Raw genomic sequence first — 16,036 nt, 5'->3', positions numbered from 1 at the left:
AGGATCTGACAAGCACTGCCACAACAAGCGGGCCAGTATCCACATCGGGATGGTGCATGGCGGTGAGCCCGCCGTGAGGGCTTCGCCGTCAATCGCGACGCAAGGCCGCTTCCCACAACTACAGCGCCGCTCTCGAGCCCTGCGCGATCCCTGTGGGAAGCGGCCTTGTGTCGCGATGGGCCGCAAAGCGGCCCCAGGGCCTGACAAGCACGGTTACAGCAGGCGAGCCAGTATCCACAGAACAGCGCCGCACCCAAGCCCTCCTGCCCTCACTTCCTTAAGCATTCTTAATACACCCGCCCTTGCCCGGTACATGAGAATAAATCTTAATACCAACCACTTCCCATCCACCCCTTCGCCCACCGGAGCCCGCCATGCTCAAGCGCTTCAAACAGTTCCTCAACGATGAAAGCGGTGTCACCGCCATCGAATACGGCATCCTCGCCGCCGCCATGGCTGCAGCCATCGGCGTGATCTTCGGCTCCGACGGTGTGTTCGTCACCGCGCTGAAGGAACGCTTCTCCTCCATCGCCGACCAGATCACCAACACCAACGCCCCCGGCCAGTAACCCGGAGCCCGGAGCGCCCATGGACAACACCCTCGCCCTCTTCGTGCTGCTGCCGGCGCTGGTGTTCGTGGTCGGCTCCGACCTGCTCTACCGGCGCATCCACAACCTGCTGGTGCTGGTACTGCTGGCGCTGTGGTTCGTACAACCGGCCGCCGCGCTGCTGGGCTTCGGCCCCTGGCAACAGCTCGACACCCTCGGCGTGTTCAGCGCCATGGGCGCCTGCCTGCTGGGCGCCGCACTGGTGTTGCTGGTGGGTTGCGGGCTGTTCTTCCTGGGCCGTGTCGGCGCCGGCGACGTCAAGCTGATGGCAGTGATCTGCCTGTGGGTCGGGCCTGCCGACCAGCTGGCGTTCCTGATCGTCACGGCACTGGCCGGTGGCCTGCTGGCCCTGGGCTTGCCGCTGCTGGCGCGCATCGAGCAACTGCTCGGCCATGGCGTGCAGCGCCTGGCCCGGCGCTTTCCGCGCCTGGGCATCCAGACTCCGATCGTGATCACCGAACACTGCCCGCAGGGCATTCCCTACGGGCTGGCCATCGTCACCGGTGCCCTCTACATCCTGTTCATTCCCATCCATTCCTGAGCACGCGACTTCATCATGAAAACCCCTTCCGTCCTTCTGCTGGCAGGCACGCTGCTGGTCGCCGGCAGCGCCGCGCTGCTGGTGCGGGTCATGCTCAAGCCGGCCCCCGCCCCGGCACCCGTGGTCGTTGCACCGCCGCCCGCGCCGCCTGCCCTGCCCGCGGTGCTGGTGGCCGCCCGCGACCTGCACCCCGGCGAGTTCATCGACACCCTGGCCGTGCGCTGGCAAGCACTGGAAGGCGAGCACTCGTCGCTGCTGTACTTCCTCGACAACAAGGACAGCCTGGCCGTCGCAGTGGGCGGCACCGTGCGCCGCCCACTGCGCGCGGGCCAGCCACTGGCCGCCACCCTGCTGATCAAGCCGGGCGAGCCGGGCTTCATCGCCGCCGTGCTGCAACCAGGCCTGCGCGCCATCTCGGTGCCCACCAGCGCGGTGGCCAGCAACTCGGGGATGGTCTCCACCGGTGACCGCGTCGACGTGGTGCTGAGCCTGGACCGCGACAAGGAGCAGGAGGCCGCCGGTGCAGCTTCGAGCACCCCGCGCCTGGCCTCGCAGACCCTGCTGCGCAACGTGCGCGTGCTGGCCCTGAACAACATCACCCGCGGCGCCCTGACCGTGCGTGAAGAGCAACCGGTGGAAAAGGACAAGAAGCGCTACACCAGCTTCGAGACCGTGACCCTGGAAGTGACCCCGGCCCAGGCCGAACGCCTGTCGGTGGCCAAGGAGGTCGGCACCCTGCAACTGGTACTGCGCGGCGCCCGCGAGCCACGCCAGCCGATGGTCACCGATGGCCGCAGCATCACCACCCTGAGCCAGGCCACCGGCGTCTACAAGAGCCTGAGCAGCCCTGCGGCGATGCTGCAGATGTACCGCGGCGACGCCGTCGAAGTCCGCGACCTGTCGCGCTGACGCACTCGCCCACCCCACGCCTGCCACCTGACACCGCAGCTTTTCTGGAAGTCCCACGATGAAGTTCGCCCCAGCAACACTCGCCCCCTCACTGGCCCTGGCCCTCGGCTGCGCCCTGCTCGCCCAAGGCGTGCAGGCCGAAACAACCCAGGCCGCCGCCCAGGAAAACCCCGCCGACAACTTTGAAACCTGGGGCGACCCGTCGATCTACGCCAACCTGCCGGCCACTGCGGCCGACCCCGAGCCCGAGGCCGAACCCGCACCGCGCCCGCTGCCACGCAAGCTGACCCAGGTACAACCCAGCGAAACGGTGAACCTCACCGTCAAGCAAGGGCGCCTGCTGCAACTGCCGGCCCTGGCCGCCAACGTGCTGGTGGCCGACCCGACCATCGCCAGCTTCCAGATGCCCTCGCCGGGCAACGTGTTCGTCTACGCCAAGGGCGCCGGGCGCACCACGCTGTACGCGCTGGATGCCAACGACCAGGTGATCAGCGCCATCAACCTCGAGACCCACTACGACCTGGACGCCCTGACCCGGCAGATCGCCGAGGAAGTGCCAGGGGTCAACGTGAACTTCGGCCCGGCCTCGGGCAACGGCCTGATCGTGCGCGGCAACGTGCGCACCCCGCAGCAGGCCAAGCTGGTGATCGATGCGGTCAAGGCCTACGTCGGCGGTGAAGACGACAGCACCGGAGGCGGCGGCGCAGGGGGCGGTGGCGGTGGCGGCGGCGGCGGTGCCCCAGGCGGTGGCGGCGACAGCCCGCGCATCGTCAACCAGCTCAAGGTCGAGCTGTCGTCCCAGGTGAACATCAGCGTGCGTATCGTCGAGGTGTCACGCTCGATGACCACCTCCCTGGGCCTGAACTGGGACGTCGCGCTCAAGGATGGCAACTTCTTCTTCCGCAACGGCAGCAGCCTGTTCGACGCCACCACCGGCGCCTTCACCGGCGGCACGGTGACCAACGCCGTGGCCGGCGGCGTGCGCACGCGCGGCTCGATGACCGTCGGCGGGCTGCTCACCGCATTGTCCGAGGACGGCCTGGCCACGGTGCTGGCCGAACCCAACCTCACCGCCATGTCCGGCGAGACCGCAGGCTTTGCCGCCGGCGGCGAGGTGCCGATCGTGATCATGAACAACAACCAGGTGACCATCGACTACAAGCAGTACGGCGTGATCATGCGCATGACCCCGACCCTGCTGTCGCCCAACCGCATCAGCCTGCACGTGGCACCCGAGGTCAGCGACCTGTCCGAGGAAGGCGCCGTCGACCTGCAGGGCTTCACCATCCCGGCGTTCAAGGTGCGCCGCGCCGACACCACCGTGGAGCTGTCCAGCGGCCAGAGTTTCGCCCTGGCCGGCATGCTGCGCAGCAACGTCGCCCAGACCGTCACCGGCGTGCCCGGGCTCAAGAGCCTCCCCGGCATCGGTCGGCTGTTCGAGACCGACACCAGCAAGCAAGAAGACACCGAGCTGGTAATCATCGCCACCGCCTACGTGGTCGAGCCCACCGCCCCCGGCGACCTGCAAACCCCAGGCCGCGGCGTGCGTTCGCTGGACGCCGTGCTGCCGCTGCAAGCCACCGCCGGCTACCTGTTCTGAGGAGAACCCCCAATGACTAAACGTGCCCTGCTGCCCCTGCTGACCCTGGCCGTGCTGTTGGGTGGTTGCGACCGCCAGCTCAACCAGATGCGTGAAACCCGCTTCGCCCCGTTCACCCCGGTACCCCAGGCCACGGTGGCGCCGTCGGCGCTGATGGCCTCGCTCAAGGCCAGCGGCAACGGCAGCTTCACCGCCGAATCCCTGGACAACCTCAACAGCCTGCTGCACGCCCAGGGCCGCCTGCACAACCAGCACCTGACCCTGCAGCCCTACACCCCCAGCGGCGACCGCCTGGCCCAGCGCCTGGCCAGTGTGCTGCGCGACCAGGGCGCCGCCGAGGTGAGCATCCGCCCCACCCGCCTGGACGCCAGCGAAGCCCGCGACTGGGACCTGCAGGTGGTGTCCGAAGCCATCGTGGCGAAGATCCCCGACTGCAGCGTGGCCAACGCCAAAACCTGGACGGTCAAGCCGTTCGAGGCAGTCGGCCAGCCCGGCTGTGCGGTGCGCGCCAACATTGCCGCGATGGTCGCCGACCCGCGCGACCTGGCCCGCCCGCGCACCCTCGACAGCGCCGACGGCATTCACGCGGTGGGCGCCATGCAGCGCTACCACGAGGATGAAGTGCGCGAGCTGCTCGACATCGACTTCCAGGACTGACCGCCTTCGGCCGCTCGCAGAGAGAACCGCGACATGAACGACACAACCCTCCCCGCCCAGGACCTGATGCTGTTTGCCGCCAGCAACGAAGAGGCCACCCGCTTCGGCGAAATGCTCACGCGCCTTGGCCAGTCGGCCGAACAGGCCCTGCCCGGCGGTATCGCCGCCGCCATCGCCTGGTGCCGCAGCAACCCGCCCGCCGAAGTGCTGGTGGTGGACATCGAAGGCGACCCGCTGCCGCTGCAATCGCTCGAAGAACTGGCCCAGGTCTGCGACCCGTCGTGCCATATCGTCACCCTGGGCCGCAAGCAGGACATCGACCTGTACCGCACCCTGCTGCACAGCGGCGTGTTCGACTACCTGGCCAAGCCCGTACCGCTGGACCTGCTGGCCACCACCGTGGCCCGCGCACGCAACGGCCACAGCGTCGCCCACGGCGTGCGCAGCGGGCGCACCCTGGCCATCAGCGGCGCCTCGGGCGGGGTCGGCACCAGCACCGTGGCCGCCAGCCTGGCGCTGCTGCTGAGCAAACAACGCCACACCCCCACCGCCATGGTCGACTTCGACCGCTGCAACGGTGACCAGAGCCTGCTGCTGGGCTTTGAGGGCGAAGCAGGCCTGGCCAACGCCCTGACCAGCACCGAGCTGGACAGCCGCCTGCTGCAACGGGCCATGGGCCGCATCAACGAGCGCCTGCACCTGCTGGCCCAGGCCCCCGGCCTGCGCCCGGCGCAGAACTTCAGCGTGGAGCACCTGCTGAACATTGGCGGCACCCTGTGCAGCATGTTCAACCAGGTGATCTGGGACCTGCCCGCCGGCCGCCCGCATGGCAGCCTGGAAGTGCTGGCCCACGCCCAGACGCGCATCCTGCTCACCGACCTGACCGTGCAGGATGCGCGCAACCTGCACCGCCTGCTGCGCGAGATCGGCGACGAAAGCGAAGGCCAGCACCTGCTGCTGGTGAGCAACGCCGCCCGTGGCCAGCACCCGGGGGTCATCGAGCGCAGCCAGTTCGAGGACTTCGTCGAGCGGCGCATCGACCTGGCCCTGCCCTGGGCCGGCCCGTCGCTGCCCGGCAGCCTGCTGGCCGGCCCGCTCAAGCTGGCCGGGGCCCCGGCATTCCACAACGCCCTGCTCGACCTCGCTGACCTGGCCACCGGCCACACCCCGCAGCGCGTCGCCCAGGGCAGCGGCCTGATGGCCCGCCTGAAGCAGGCGCTGACCCGCCAGCGCGCCGCGTGAAGGAGCCCTATCGATGCTGATCAAGCAACCGCACAAACCCCGGCCGGTGCGCGCCGATGTAAAACACGCCGCCGAACAGCCTGCGCCGCCCAGCCAGGAACTGCGCGCCACCAGCACCCAGCGCAGTGCCCAGCAACGCCCGCAGGACACCCCCGGCGCGCAGAACCGCAAGCTGGTGCGCCACCACCTGTACGACCAGATCGACCCGCTCAAGGCCGCCGCCATGGGCCGCGACAAGCTGCGCCTGCAGATCGAGACCATGATCCGGCGCATCTGCGACGAACACCGCCTGCAGCTGTCGCGCCCCGAAGAAGAAGCCATCGCCGAAGAAACCCTCAACGAGATGGTCGGCATCGGCCCGATCGAGCCGCTGCTGGCCGACGATTCGGTGAACGACATTCTGGTCAATGGCGCCGGCCAGGTGTTCGTCGAGCGCTACGGCAAGCTGGAGCTCTCGACGATCACCTTCGTCGACGAAGAGCACGTGTTCAACACCGCCCAGCGCATCGCCGCAGCGGTGGGCCGGCGTATCGACGAAAGCCACCCGATGGTCGATGCGCGCCTGGCCGACGGCAGCCGGGTCAACGTCATCACCTACCCGCTGGCCATCGACGGCACCAGCATCTCGATTCGTAAGTTCATGCGCCGCAACATGTCGCTGGAGATTCTCGCCGAGCGCGGCGCGCTGTCCATGGAGATGGTCGAGGTGCTCAAGCGCGCCATGCTGGCGCGGCTGAACATCATCGTTTCCGGCGGTACCGGCGCGGGCAAGACCACCCTGCTCAACGCCCTGTCGCAGAACATCAGCGACGCCGACCGGGTAATCACCATCGAGGACGCCGCCGAGCTGCAACTGCAGCAGGCCCACGTGGTGCGCCTGGAAACCCGCCCGGTCAGCGCCGAGGGCACCGGCAAGGTCGACCAGCGCGACCTGGTGCGCAACGCCCTGCGCATGCGCCCCGACCGCATCATCCTCGGCGAGGTGCGCGGCGGCGAGTGCTTCGACATGCTCCAGGCCATGAACACCGGCCACGACGGCTCGCTGTCGACGGTGCACGCCAACACCCCGCGCGACGCCATCATGCGCCTTGAAAACATGGTGATGATGGCCAGCATGCAACTGCCGCTGGAGGCCATCCGCCGGCAGATCGCAAGCGCCGTGAACCTGATCGTGCAGGTGGAGCGCATGCGCGACGGCGGCCGACGCATCGTCTCGGTCACCGAGATCTGCGGCATGGAGAACGACGTGATCCAGACCCAGGAGCTGTTCGGCTTCAAGACCCACAGCGTCGACTCCAACGGCAAGCTGCTCGGCCAGTACGAAGCCAGCGGCCAGCGCCCGCAGTTCTACACCTCGCATTCGCACCTGTTCGGGGGCCACGCCTGATGGACGCCACCCTCGACCTGCTGACCGCGCTGGTGTTCCTCGCCGTGCTGCTCGCCGTGCTCGCCGCCCGCAGCCTGCGGGCCCGCGGCCCGGACGACAAGGCCATCGCCCAGCGCCTGGAGCAGCTCAAGGAAGACCTCGCAGGCCAAGCCCGCAACGCCGACCCGCAAGGCGCCGCGGCGGGCATTCTCAAGGACCTGGAGCACACCCCGTTCGCCGACCTGCCGCTGCTCGGCCCGCGCCTGGCGCAGCTGTGGCTGGGCCTGCAAGTGCTGGGCTGGCGCCAGAGCCTGGCGATGCGCGCCGGCCTGACTCTGCTGGTGAGCTTCATGGCCGGCGTGCTGCTGGGCCGCGAAACCCCGCTCCCGGTGCTCGGCAGCCTGCTGCTGACGGCGCTGGCCTTCAGCGTGCTGGCCAGCATCGGCTACCGCAACGGCATGGCCCGCCACCTCAAGGAGCTCAAGCAGAGCCTGCCCGAGGCCATCGACGCCATCACCCGCACCGCCCGTGCCGGGGTGCCGGTGAGCAACGCCTTCGCCCTGGTGGCGCCGAACCTGCCCGGGCCGCTGTCGGTGGAGTTCGCCCTGATCGACAACTGGCTGCGCCTGGGCGTGCCGCTGCGCCAGGCCATGCAGGACTCGGCCAAGCGCGTGCCGCTCAACGAGTACCGCTTCTTTGCAGTGATTCTGATCATCAACCAGGAGGCCGGCGGGCGCCTGGGTGAAACCCTCGACCGCCTGGCCTCGACCCTGCGCGACCGCCACGAGCTGCACCTGAAGATCCAGGCCAAGACCTCCGAGGCCCGCGCCTCGGCCAAGATCGTCGCCTCGCTGGTGCCGCTGGCGCTGGGCTACATGTACATGAGCGCGCCGAAGGACTTTCGCTTCCTGCTCAACGACCCCACCGGCAACGCCGTGCTGTTCTACGCCTTCGGCAGCGTCGGCCTGGGCCTTTTGATTACCCAGTTGATGGTCCGGAGGGTGTCCTGATGGCCTGGTATGACGACCCTCTGCTGGCCCTGGCCATGGCCGTGCTGCTGGCCGGCATCGGCCTGTTGCTGATCGGCCTGCACCGCCGCGCGCAACCGGCGCCCCTGCGCGCCCGGCTGCTCGGCGAGGCCGCAGGCGATGGCGCCGAGCGCCAGGCCGACAACCTGGCCCGCGACCAGGGCATGCAATTACCGCCGCGCCTGCAAGCACTGCTACTGCCCATCGCCCGGGTGGGTGAGCAACTGGCTGGCAGCGACAACGACAAATACAAGCTGCGCCGCCTGCTGGCCATGGCCGGGTTCCGTAGCCGCCAGGGCCTGGGCCTGCTGATGGCCGGCAAGCTCAGCCTGGGCGTGCTGCTGGCGGTGGTGGTGCTGTTCGGCCTGGTGCCGGCCGGCTCGCGCCTGGGCCTGAACGGCCTGGCCGGCGGCCTGCTGGCGCTGTTCGCCGGCAGCACCCTGCCCGAGCTGTGGCTGCGCATGCGCAGTGCCCGGCGCGGCGAGCGCCTGGCGCGCAACCTGCCCGATGCCCTCGACCTGATGGTGATCTGCGCCGAGGCCGGCCTGCCGCTGGGGCGGGTGCTGCAGGTGGTGTCCAAGGAGCTGGCGCTGTCGGCGCCGGAGCTTGCCGACGAGCTGCGCTACACCTGCGCCGAGCTGCAAATTCTGAGCGACCGCCCGCGCGCCCTGCTCAACCTGGCCGAACGCACCGGTGTGAGCGGCATCGAGAGCATGGTCGCTACCTTGATCCAGGCCGAGCGCTACGGCACGCCGCTGTCGCAAGCGCTGCGGACCATTTCCGAAGAGAGCCGCAAAACGCTGATCCTCAGCCTCGAGGAACGCGCCGGCAAGCTGCCGGCCCAGCTCAGCGTGCCACTGATGACCCTGATTTTGCCCCCTATCGTGGCGATGATGGGCGCGCCTGCACTGGTGCGCGTCATCCGCCTGCTCAGCCAATGAAGCGAGACCCGAACATGCGTGCCCACCGCCTTACCCTGCTCACCGCCCTGCTGGCCCTGACCCTCACCGGCTGCGCCAACCTCGGCAGCCTGGCCAGCCGCGAGCCTGCACTGGACAAAGAGGGCCGCGAGGCCCTGAAGCTGGCCCACACCCTGCGCGACGCCCAGCGCCTGCAAGCCGCCCACGGCGTGTATGCGCGCATGGACGAGCGCCACCAGCTCAGCGGCAGCTACCTGCTCGAGTACGCCAGCGTCGCCTCGGCCGTGCGCCCGCCGCGTGAAGCCCTGGGCCTGCTGGAGCGTGCGCGGCTGTCACTGGGCGGCGATGTCAAAGCGCTGCCGGCGCCGCAGCGCCTGGCCCTGTGCGCAGGCCTTGGCCGTGCCCGCCTGGCCCTGGGCCAGAGCGCCCAGGCCGAACGCGACTACCGCTGCGCGGTGCAGGCCGACCCACGCAACACCCAGGCGCTCAACGGCCTGGGCGTGGCGCTGAACCTGCAAGGGCAAAGCGAGCAGGCGCGCCAGCAGTTCGACACCGCCTTGCAGCTGGACCCCGGCTACACCCCGGCGCTGAACAACCTGGCCCTGGCCTGGCTGGCCGCCGGCGACACCACCCGCGCCATCGGCCTGCTCAACCAGGCGCGCGGGCTGGACGATATCTCGCTGCAACTGAACCTGGCCCTGGCCTATGTGCTGGCCGGCCACGACGACACCGCGCGCAACGTGCTGCTGGAGCACCTGGAGCCGGCCCGCGCCGACGCCATCCTGGCCAGCTTTCGCACCGCCCAGTCGCGGGTACAGGCCGGTGCGCCGCTGACCAGCGAGCTGCTTGCCGCCAGCCAGCACCCGCTCAAGCTGCTCGAGGACTGAGGCGATGATCGCAGCCCGCCTGCGCGCCCTGCTCAGCCAGCAGCACGGGGTCACTGCGGTGGAAACCGCGCTGATTCTGCCGGTGCTGCTGTTCGGGGTGATGATGCTGTTCGAACTGGCGCGCATCTCGCTGATGATCGGCATCGGCAACCTGGGCCTGGAGCGCGCCCTGCAAGACTTTCGCGGCGACAAGGCGTTCTACCAGCAAACCCCCGAGGCATTGCAGGACGCCATCGAGGAACGCCTGGTGGACTACTCCTACGGCCTGCTGAACAAGGACAACTTCGTGGTGGAAATCTTCACCTTCGACACCCTGCGCCAGTTCGGCGGCGCCGAGGCCGACAAGGAGATCGACGACCAGGACCAGTCGCCGCCGGTGCTCAGCGTCACCGTCGACCTGACCCAGCCGTTCATGACCCCGTTGCCGATGCTGTTCGGCATTGGTGATGCGTTCCAGTACCAGTACCGGCAGTTGCTCGGCAACCTGACCAGCGACAAGGCGGAGGACTACTGAGCATGCGCCTGCGCAAACGACAGCGCGGCAACGCGCTGGTAGAAACCGCCCTGATTCTGCCGCTGCTGATCGGCATGACCCTGGTGATCGCCGACCTGTACAACGTCAGCCAGGCCCGCGCCCACCTGGAGCGCGCCGCCCACACCCTGGCCAGCACCCTGGCGATGCACAACCGCCTGGACTACGACGGCCTGCAGGCGCTGGTCAACGGCGTCGCCCCCAGCGAGGTGTTCGGCAGTTACCAGCTGGTGATCACCCGGGTGGAGCTGGACCGCAGCCTGAAGTGGAAGCCGCTGCACCGTGGCGACGAACAGGACCTGTGCCCGGTGTACTCCAGCGGCACCACCTACAACGCCGAGCTGCCCGAACGCACGCTCACCGAAAGCCGCGACGACGAAGACAAAATCGACTCGGCGATGCTGGTGGTGCAGCTATGCCGGCGCAGCGCCGACCTGGCCCTGAGCAGCAACCTGCTGGTGGACAAGGACATCCAGGCCCTGGCCTTCGCAAGGGTGGTGTACAACGATGTGACACTGGACAAGCAGCTGACCGAAGAGATCGGGCTTGAAGATGAGGGCGAGTGAGGCGCCCCCAATCTTCAGCCCCGCGCGGTCCGTGTAGGAGCGGCCTTGTGCCGCGAACACCGGCAAAGCCGGTGCCATCCACCGCGTTGCCTGCTTCGCGGCTAAAGCCGCTCCCACAGGGATCGCATGACCTTCAGATTTGTGTTGTACCTGTAGGAGATCACCCGGCCCTTCGGGGTGCGCTGTCGCGCAAAGAACTGGTCTCGCAGATGCTCCACGGTCCCTGTGGGAAGCGGCCTTGCCGGGGCGCCGTCCGGTCGAGATGGGCTGCGAAGCAGCCCCGGCAATCTTGCATGAGGCCGAGACCTTGGGGCCGCTTCGCGCCCCATCGCGACACAAGGCCGCTTCCCACAGGGACCGTGTGAAATCAATACGTTGTAGTTTGTTCTATTAGAACCGGCTTGCCGGCGATGAGGCCCGCACAGGCTTACGGGCACAACACCCTTTTCTCGTTATCCCCTCCCCCCGCAATTTCACCTCTCCTGTCAATAAACATTGCGTTTCTAAACCCGCATGAATTTTCAGAAGCAGCTGGCATATTTATGCCGGCGAACTCCTTAGGCTGCGCGCTTCACTGACAAGGAGTTCACCCCATGGCTTTTCATGGCTACATGACCATCACCGGCAAGCAACAAGGCCTGATTTCCGCCGGCTGCAGCTCGCAGGAATCCATCGGCCACCACTGCCAGCACGGGCACCGGGACGAAATCATGGTGCTGTCCTTCAACCACGGCCAGGTCAACCCGGCCAACGCCCTGCGCGGCACCCACCACCCGGTGTTCATCACCAAGTACATCGACAAGGCCACGCCCCTGCTGGCGCAAGCCGTGGATGGCCGGGAAGTGGTCGAGTGCGACATCCACCTGTACCGCACCCACCCCGGCGGGCACCGCGAAAAGTACTTCTCGGTAAAACTCGGCGGCGCGCTGATCGTCGCCCAGGACCTGGAAATGCCCCACGCCATCCTGATGAGCGACCAGGACGCCGAAGAACGCCTGAGCATCAGCTACCGCACCATCAGTTGGATCCACCACGCCGCCAGCACCAGCGGCCACGCCTCCTGGGCAGAACAGCCATGAGCCAGCGCGGCGACTATGGCGACCGGCTGGACGATGCCTTCTGGGAAGTGAACGCAGCCGCTTCGCGGTTCATCAGCTACGGCTGCGGGGTCAGTGCCCGGCATCTGCGTGATCGCAGTTTGCGCATGCAGTTCAACCGCGAGCTGGCGTATTACGCAAAGCGCGTGGTGGAGGATGTGTATCAACGGCGGATCAGTCCGGAACAGGGGTTGGAGGCGATACGGGCTGAGGCCAACAGCCTGAAATCGCAGGTCAATCGCGTATTCACGCAAGTGGGTGGTATGGCCGGTGGTGCTTCACAGCTCCTTACCGGCATAGGCAGTTGCGTACGTAGCTATGGGACGACGTGCGCGTTTCACGGGCTGCCACTGATTGCCCATGGAGGTAACAACTTCTACGAAAACGCCAGAGGGATGTATGAAGGGCGTACCGATGTGGTCGGGCCCGTGCGCAAGAAATATCAGGATGTTGCAAAGCGACTTGGATATGGTGAGCGGGAGGGCAACATGGCCTATTACGCTACCGACTTAGTCCTTTCAGGCAGGGCCATCGGCAGGATGGTTGTGAAAAAAGATGCTTGGCGACTCTTTCGGTATTTGAAAACTGACAAGGAGATTGCGCTGAAACAAATGGGGAGAGGGGCACTATTCATCGAAGGCGCAGCATCGACCCTCACTTTAAATCAACTTATTGAAGAGTACAAAAAATGAAAGTTGCGACACTGGCTATATTTGCGGCAGGCGATATAATTTTAAGCCTATTACTCAGACGATTTGTTTTTGTCGACTTACAGCGTCGCTGGCAGTTCTGGGGAGCCTTCCTGTATGCGGTATTTTTGTCTGGGCTCTACTTCGAGCTTTTGGGAGAAAGCGGCTTCGTAACGTTTGAGTTCGACTCCTTGTACTCTCTCGGTTACTGGATACTGGTGACCTATAGCTTGAGCATGGTTGCTTTTCACATGTGGGCATCCCGTATTTTTCATGACCATTCATAAGCACTGATCAATGCCAAACTAACTCATTGATGAGTACAGAAAATGAAAATTACTGCACTGGCACTATTCGCCATTGCCGACATCATCCTGAGCCTATTACTGAGGCGACTCATCTTTGTCCGCATGACGCGCAATTGGCAGACATGGGTAGCTTACCTTTATACCGTGTTCTTTTCCGGTCTTTACTTCCTACTTCTGGGGGATAACGGTTTTGTAGCGTTTGAGTTTGATTCCTTCTATTCCGTTGGCTACTGGATGCTGGTGACATACAGTTTTGGAATGGTTGCTTTTCACTGGTGGGTGTCCGGCTTTTTTCACGAACATCCATGATTGTTAAATCGTGCGACCGGTCGGGAGAAAAACCCCAGAAGCCTTATGCGCCGGGGATCAAACTCCGGCCCAACCCTTAACTTATCCGTCGAAAATACAAAAGTGAAACTGCTTGGACTCGTCATCTTCGCACTATCCGACGCAGGACTGAGATTGGTGCTCAGCAAATACATATTCAAGGACATGATGCGAGCCTGGCAATTTTGGGGAGAACTCATCTATGCGACTTGTATGGCTGTCATTTACTTCGAGATCATGGCGGGAAAAGGTGTCATTGAGTTCCCATTGGAAACGATGCACATGGCCAGTTTCTGGATCATGACCACGGTAACGGGAGCCATGATTATTTTTCATGCCTTGGCATTCACCCATTTGTTTGACAGGTGGAGGCGTTGAACGGGTGGCTGTCTTGTGCTGCCTGTGCCGGCCTCATCGCCGGCAAGCCGGCTCCTACAGGTACAGCGCAAGTTGCAAGGCTCTGCGGTCGCTGTAGGAGCGGCTTCAGCCGCGAACACCGGCGAAGCCGGTGCCATCCACCGCGTTGTCTGCTTCGCGGCTAAAGCCGCTCCCACAGGGATCGCATGACCTTCAGGTTTGCGTTGTACCTGTAGGAGCCGGCTTGCCGGCGATGAGGACGGTACAGGTAACACAAGAACGTTGCTCGCGCAGGGCATTAGGCCCTTTCACGGTAACCGCATCAGGGCTGCCAGGTGTTCGCCACAACCCTTGCAGCGCCTATCAGATCGAGCGCCGCCCGCGCGGCGCATCGCGGGACAAGCCCGCTCCCACATTTGTTTCGGGCCAGTCTCTCCTGTGCCATCACCTGGTCCGCCTTGTTGGTACGACGCGGTTTCAGCGTGGGCGTTGCCGCCGCTCCACATGACTCAAGGCATGCACCAAGGCAGGCGCCGGTACTTGCACAGGCATAACTGGCCCGAAACAAACTGTAGGAGCGGCCTTGTGCCGCGAAGCGCCGCGCGGGCGGCGCTCGATCTGATAGGCGCTGCAAGGGTTGTGGCGAGCACATCACAGGCGCTGCAAGGGCCATGGCGAACACCTTTCAGCCCCCCCTCAACCCCCACCCTTAAGCATTCTTAATAAACCGCCCATTGAGCGATATTGGGAATTATTCTTATCTTTGCATCCCGCGTGATCCCCCTGCCACGCCACCCCGGATGCCCCGACGCCCATGCTCTCCCGCAAAAAAACCATGACCGCCGCCCGCCACCGCCAACGCGGCAGCATTGCGCCGTTCATGGTCCTGGCCCTGGGCGGCGCGCTGCTTGCCACCGCCTATGCCCTGGACACCAACCGCATGACCAGCAACGCCGCCCAGGTCAAGCGCGCCACCGACGCCGCCGCCATGGCAGTGGGCAACGAGCGGCTGATGAAAAACGAAAAATCGCCCACCGTGCTGCGCGAGCTGGCCTACGGCTACGTGGTCAACAACCTCGGCATGGACACCAGCCTGGCCAGCCAGATCAACCGCGACAGCGTCGAGCTCGAAGAACAGACCGGCGAAGACGAACGTATCCGCTACAAGGTCGAAGTGCGCTTCAAGGCCGACCCCGAACTGCTCGGCGGCGAGGTCAAGGACATGCGCGTGCACTCCACCGTCGAGGTAGTGGCGCGCTCCACCGAAGTGGCCATCGTGCTGCCCAACACCGATTCCGAAGGCCCCACCGAGCTGGCTGCCCTGCGCCAGATGTTCAAGCGCTTCGCCGGGCAGTTGCTGGACGATGACGAGAACAGCGAAAAACGCATCTGGCTGTCGCTGGTGCCGTTCAGCCAGGTGGTCAACGTATACGACCCCGACGACACCGGGCGCCTGCGCCGCTGGGCCACCGCCGCGGCCATTCGTCCGGTCGAGCTGACCTCGCTGTGGCGCACCGGCATCCGCGACCTGTCCGACGGGCGCATGCCCGACCCGCGCACCGAGCGCCTGTGCATGAACCGCGGCATGTACCCGGGCCAGGTGTACTACTGGGATCAGCCCCCCACCGGCCAGTTCACCCGCGTGTACTACCGCCACGACCTGCCCGAGAACCACCCGCTGGAGCCGAGCATCAGCTGGACCGGCCCCAACCCTGACTTCGGCCAGGCCACCGGGGTCAACGACACCCGCTTCATCATCGGCAACGTCGGCTGCCCGCGCGCCGCGCTGCTGCCGCTGACCAACCAGCTGAAAAAGGTCGAGGACCGCCTTGACGAGATGCGCACCGGTTTCAACACCAACTACGCCATCGGCATGGGCTGGGCCGGCCATGCCCTGTCCCCCGAAATGCGCGGCAGTGCCGGCTGGGGCGACAGCGAACTGCCGCTGGACTTCCCCGACAGCGACAAGGCGCAGAACGCCAAGATCATCGTGATGCTGGCCAACACCACCGGCGACTGGTTCGACACCGACGCCTACAACGCCGGCAAGGTCGGCGAAGCGGTGCAGAACGGCAACAACGACCCGGGCGGCACCGCCACCGCCAGCCGGCGCTTTCAGGACCTGTGCGACAGCTTCCGTAGCCGCCACCTGAAGTTCCACTTCATCGGCGTACGCCCGGGCGACCCGCAGGACTTCGGCCGCCAGCTGTTCGACCGGGTGGCCGGCATCCCCCTGCAAACCTGCGCCCAGGGCGGCGGCAGCATGACCTTCGCCAACGCCCCCACCTTCAACGAAGGCCAGGAGCAGATCCAGCACCTGCTGGACGACATCGCCGACAAGATCAAGCACGAGTTTTACGCCCGCCTGGTCGAGTGACCCAAGGCCGCGCCCGCATTCATCG

Annotated in this window: 17 protein-coding genes; all 17 read left to right on the top strand. The window is 65.9% G+C overall.

Translation table 11 applies throughout. The annotated features are described in order from the left end of the window. Nucleotides 1-374 precede the first annotated feature (374 nt). The 17 genes from KSS94_RS10655 (at nucleotide 375) to KSS94_RS10575 (ending at nucleotide 16,011) form a co-directional block, all read left to right on the top strand. Nucleotides 375-569, top strand: coding sequence for a Flp family type IVb pilin (locus tag KSS94_RS10655; protein ID WP_217842937.1), 195 nt, complete (start codon nucleotides 375-377; stop codon nucleotides 567-569). Nucleotides 570-588: 19 nt separating this feature from the next. Next, entirely contained in the window at nucleotides 589-1,149 is a 561-nt protein-coding gene (locus tag KSS94_RS10650) for a prepilin peptidase (protein ID WP_217842936.1), read from the top strand. A 15-nt stretch (nucleotides 1,150-1,164) separates the two neighbouring features. Then, nucleotides 1,165-2,058, top strand: coding sequence for a Flp pilus assembly protein CpaB (gene cpaB, locus KSS94_RS10645; RefSeq protein WP_217842935.1), 894 nt, complete (start codon nucleotides 1,165-1,167; stop codon nucleotides 2,056-2,058). Between the two features lie 58 nt (nucleotides 2,059-2,116). Next, entirely contained in the window at nucleotides 2,117-3,658 is a 1,542-nt protein-coding gene (locus KSS94_RS10640) for a type II and III secretion system protein family protein (RefSeq protein WP_217842934.1), read from the top strand. Between the two features lie 12 nt (nucleotides 3,659-3,670). After that, the gene (locus KSS94_RS10635) at nucleotides 3,671-4,315 is read left to right on the top strand and encodes a CpaD family pilus assembly lipoprotein (protein ID WP_217842933.1); all 645 of its coding nucleotides are present in this window, start codon (nucleotides 3,671-3,673) and stop codon (nucleotides 4,313-4,315) included. Nucleotides 4,316-4,348: 33 nt separating this feature from the next. Beyond that, nucleotides 4,349-5,557, top strand: a complete 1,209-nt coding sequence (locus KSS94_RS10630; protein WP_217842932.1) for a CpaE/TadZ family protein — start codon at nucleotides 4,349-4,351, stop codon at nucleotides 5,555-5,557. A gap of 13 nt (nucleotides 5,558-5,570) precedes the next feature. Further along, on the top strand, nucleotides 5,571-6,944 hold the full coding sequence (locus KSS94_RS10625) for a TadA family conjugal transfer-associated ATPase (protein ID WP_217842931.1): 1,374 nt from the start codon (nucleotides 5,571-5,573) through the stop codon (nucleotides 6,942-6,944). Then, a complete protein-coding gene (locus KSS94_RS10620) occupies nucleotides 6,944-7,933 on the top strand; it encodes a type II secretion system F family protein (RefSeq protein WP_217842930.1) in 990 nt (329 codons plus the stop codon). Before KSS94_RS10625 ends, KSS94_RS10620 begins: the two co-directional genes overlap by 1 nt. Next, nucleotides 7,933-8,892: a type II secretion system F family protein gene (locus KSS94_RS10615; protein ID WP_217842929.1), complete on the top strand. Its 960-nt coding sequence runs from the start codon at nucleotides 7,933-7,935 to the stop codon at nucleotides 8,890-8,892. Before KSS94_RS10620 ends, KSS94_RS10615 begins: the two co-directional genes overlap by 1 nt. A gap of 14 nt (nucleotides 8,893-8,906) precedes the next feature. Further along, the gene (locus tag KSS94_RS10610; protein WP_217842928.1) at nucleotides 8,907-9,758 is read left to right on the top strand and encodes a tetratricopeptide repeat protein; all 852 of its coding nucleotides are present in this window, start codon (nucleotides 8,907-8,909) and stop codon (nucleotides 9,756-9,758) included. 4 nt (nucleotides 9,759-9,762) lie between these two features. Further along, complete coding sequence (locus KSS94_RS10605; RefSeq protein WP_217842927.1) at nucleotides 9,763-10,272, top strand: TadE/TadG family type IV pilus assembly protein; 510 nt, start codon at nucleotides 9,763-9,765, stop codon at nucleotides 10,270-10,272. Nucleotides 10,273-10,274: 2 nt separating this feature from the next. Beyond that, nucleotides 10,275-10,856 carry a TadE/TadG family type IV pilus assembly protein gene (locus KSS94_RS27355; RefSeq protein WP_217842926.1) on the top strand — a complete coding sequence of 194 codons (582 nt, stop codon included), beginning with the start codon at nucleotides 10,275-10,277 and terminating at the stop codon, nucleotides 10,854-10,856. Between the two features lie 593 nt (nucleotides 10,857-11,449). After that, nucleotides 11,450-11,935, top strand: a complete 486-nt coding sequence (locus KSS94_RS10595; protein ID WP_217842925.1) for an Hcp family type VI secretion system effector — start codon at nucleotides 11,450-11,452, stop codon at nucleotides 11,933-11,935. Further along, nucleotides 11,932-12,645, top strand: a complete 714-nt coding sequence (locus KSS94_RS10590; protein WP_217842924.1) for a DUF4225 domain-containing protein — start codon at nucleotides 11,932-11,934, stop codon at nucleotides 12,643-12,645. Before KSS94_RS10595 ends, KSS94_RS10590 begins: the two co-directional genes overlap by 4 nt. A gap of 326 nt (nucleotides 12,646-12,971) precedes the next feature. After that, the gene (locus tag KSS94_RS10585; protein WP_217842923.1) at nucleotides 12,972-13,259 is read left to right on the top strand and encodes a hypothetical protein; all 288 of its coding nucleotides are present in this window, start codon (nucleotides 12,972-12,974) and stop codon (nucleotides 13,257-13,259) included. Nucleotides 13,260-13,415: 156 nt separating this feature from the next. Continuing rightward, nucleotides 13,416-13,655, top strand: a complete 240-nt coding sequence (locus KSS94_RS10580) for a hypothetical protein (RefSeq protein ID WP_217842922.1) — start codon at nucleotides 13,416-13,418, stop codon at nucleotides 13,653-13,655. A 793-nt stretch (nucleotides 13,656-14,448) separates the two neighbouring features. Beyond that, nucleotides 14,449-16,011, top strand: a complete 1,563-nt coding sequence (locus KSS94_RS10575; RefSeq protein WP_217842921.1) for a Tad domain-containing protein — start codon at nucleotides 14,449-14,451, stop codon at nucleotides 16,009-16,011. Nucleotides 16,012-16,036 lie beyond the last annotated feature (25 nt).

This window comes from Pseudomonas fakonensis, assembly GCF_019139895.1.
Lineage (GTDB): Bacteria > Pseudomonadota > Gammaproteobacteria > Pseudomonadales > Pseudomonadaceae > Aquipseudomonas > Aquipseudomonas fakonensis.
The sequence above is the reverse complement of the archived record's forward strand: the minus strand, read 5'-3'. Positions and strand labels throughout refer to the sequence as shown.

What these genes read in the sequence shown, in the direction of transcription:
- KSS94_RS10625 (WP_217842931.1), top strand. Translation starts at nt 5,571, where the DNA reads ATGCTGATCAAGCAACCGCACAAACCCCGGCCGGTGCGCGCCGATGTA.
- KSS94_RS10615 (WP_217842929.1), top strand. Translation starts at nt 7,933, where the DNA reads ATGGCCTGGTATGACGACCCTCTGCTGGCCCTGGCCATGGCCGTGCTG.
- KSS94_RS10655 (WP_217842937.1), top strand. Translation starts at nt 375, where the DNA reads ATGCTCAAGCGCTTCAAACAGTTCCTCAACGATGAAAGCGGTGTCACC.
- KSS94_RS10595 (WP_217842925.1), top strand. Translation starts at nt 11,450, where the DNA reads ATGGCTTTTCATGGCTACATGACCATCACCGGCAAGCAACAAGGCCTG.
- KSS94_RS10590 (WP_217842924.1), top strand. Translation starts at nt 11,932, where the DNA reads ATGAGCCAGCGCGGCGACTATGGCGACCGGCTGGACGATGCCTTCTGG.
- KSS94_RS10630 (WP_217842932.1), top strand. Translation starts at nt 4,349, where the DNA reads ATGAACGACACAACCCTCCCCGCCCAGGACCTGATGCTGTTTGCCGCC.
- KSS94_RS27355 (WP_217842926.1), top strand. Translation starts at nt 10,275, where the DNA reads ATGCGCCTGCGCAAACGACAGCGCGGCAACGCGCTGGTAGAAACCGCC.
- cpaB (WP_217842935.1), top strand. Translation starts at nt 1,165, where the DNA reads ATGAAAACCCCTTCCGTCCTTCTGCTGGCAGGCACGCTGCTGGTCGCC.
- KSS94_RS10585 (WP_217842923.1), top strand. Translation starts at nt 12,972, where the DNA reads ATGAAAATTACTGCACTGGCACTATTCGCCATTGCCGACATCATCCTG.
- KSS94_RS10575 (WP_217842921.1), top strand. Translation starts at nt 14,449, where the DNA reads ATGCTCTCCCGCAAAAAAACCATGACCGCCGCCCGCCACCGCCAACGC.
- KSS94_RS10635 (WP_217842933.1), top strand. Translation starts at nt 3,671, where the DNA reads ATGACTAAACGTGCCCTGCTGCCCCTGCTGACCCTGGCCGTGCTGTTG.
- KSS94_RS10640 (WP_217842934.1), top strand. Translation starts at nt 2,117, where the DNA reads ATGAAGTTCGCCCCAGCAACACTCGCCCCCTCACTGGCCCTGGCCCTC.
- KSS94_RS10605 (WP_217842927.1), top strand. Translation starts at nt 9,763, where the DNA reads ATGATCGCAGCCCGCCTGCGCGCCCTGCTCAGCCAGCAGCACGGGGTC.
- KSS94_RS10650 (WP_217842936.1), top strand. Translation starts at nt 589, where the DNA reads ATGGACAACACCCTCGCCCTCTTCGTGCTGCTGCCGGCGCTGGTGTTC.
- KSS94_RS10620 (WP_217842930.1), top strand. Translation starts at nt 6,944, where the DNA reads ATGGACGCCACCCTCGACCTGCTGACCGCGCTGGTGTTCCTCGCCGTG.
- KSS94_RS10610 (WP_217842928.1), top strand. Translation starts at nt 8,907, where the DNA reads ATGCGTGCCCACCGCCTTACCCTGCTCACCGCCCTGCTGGCCCTGACC.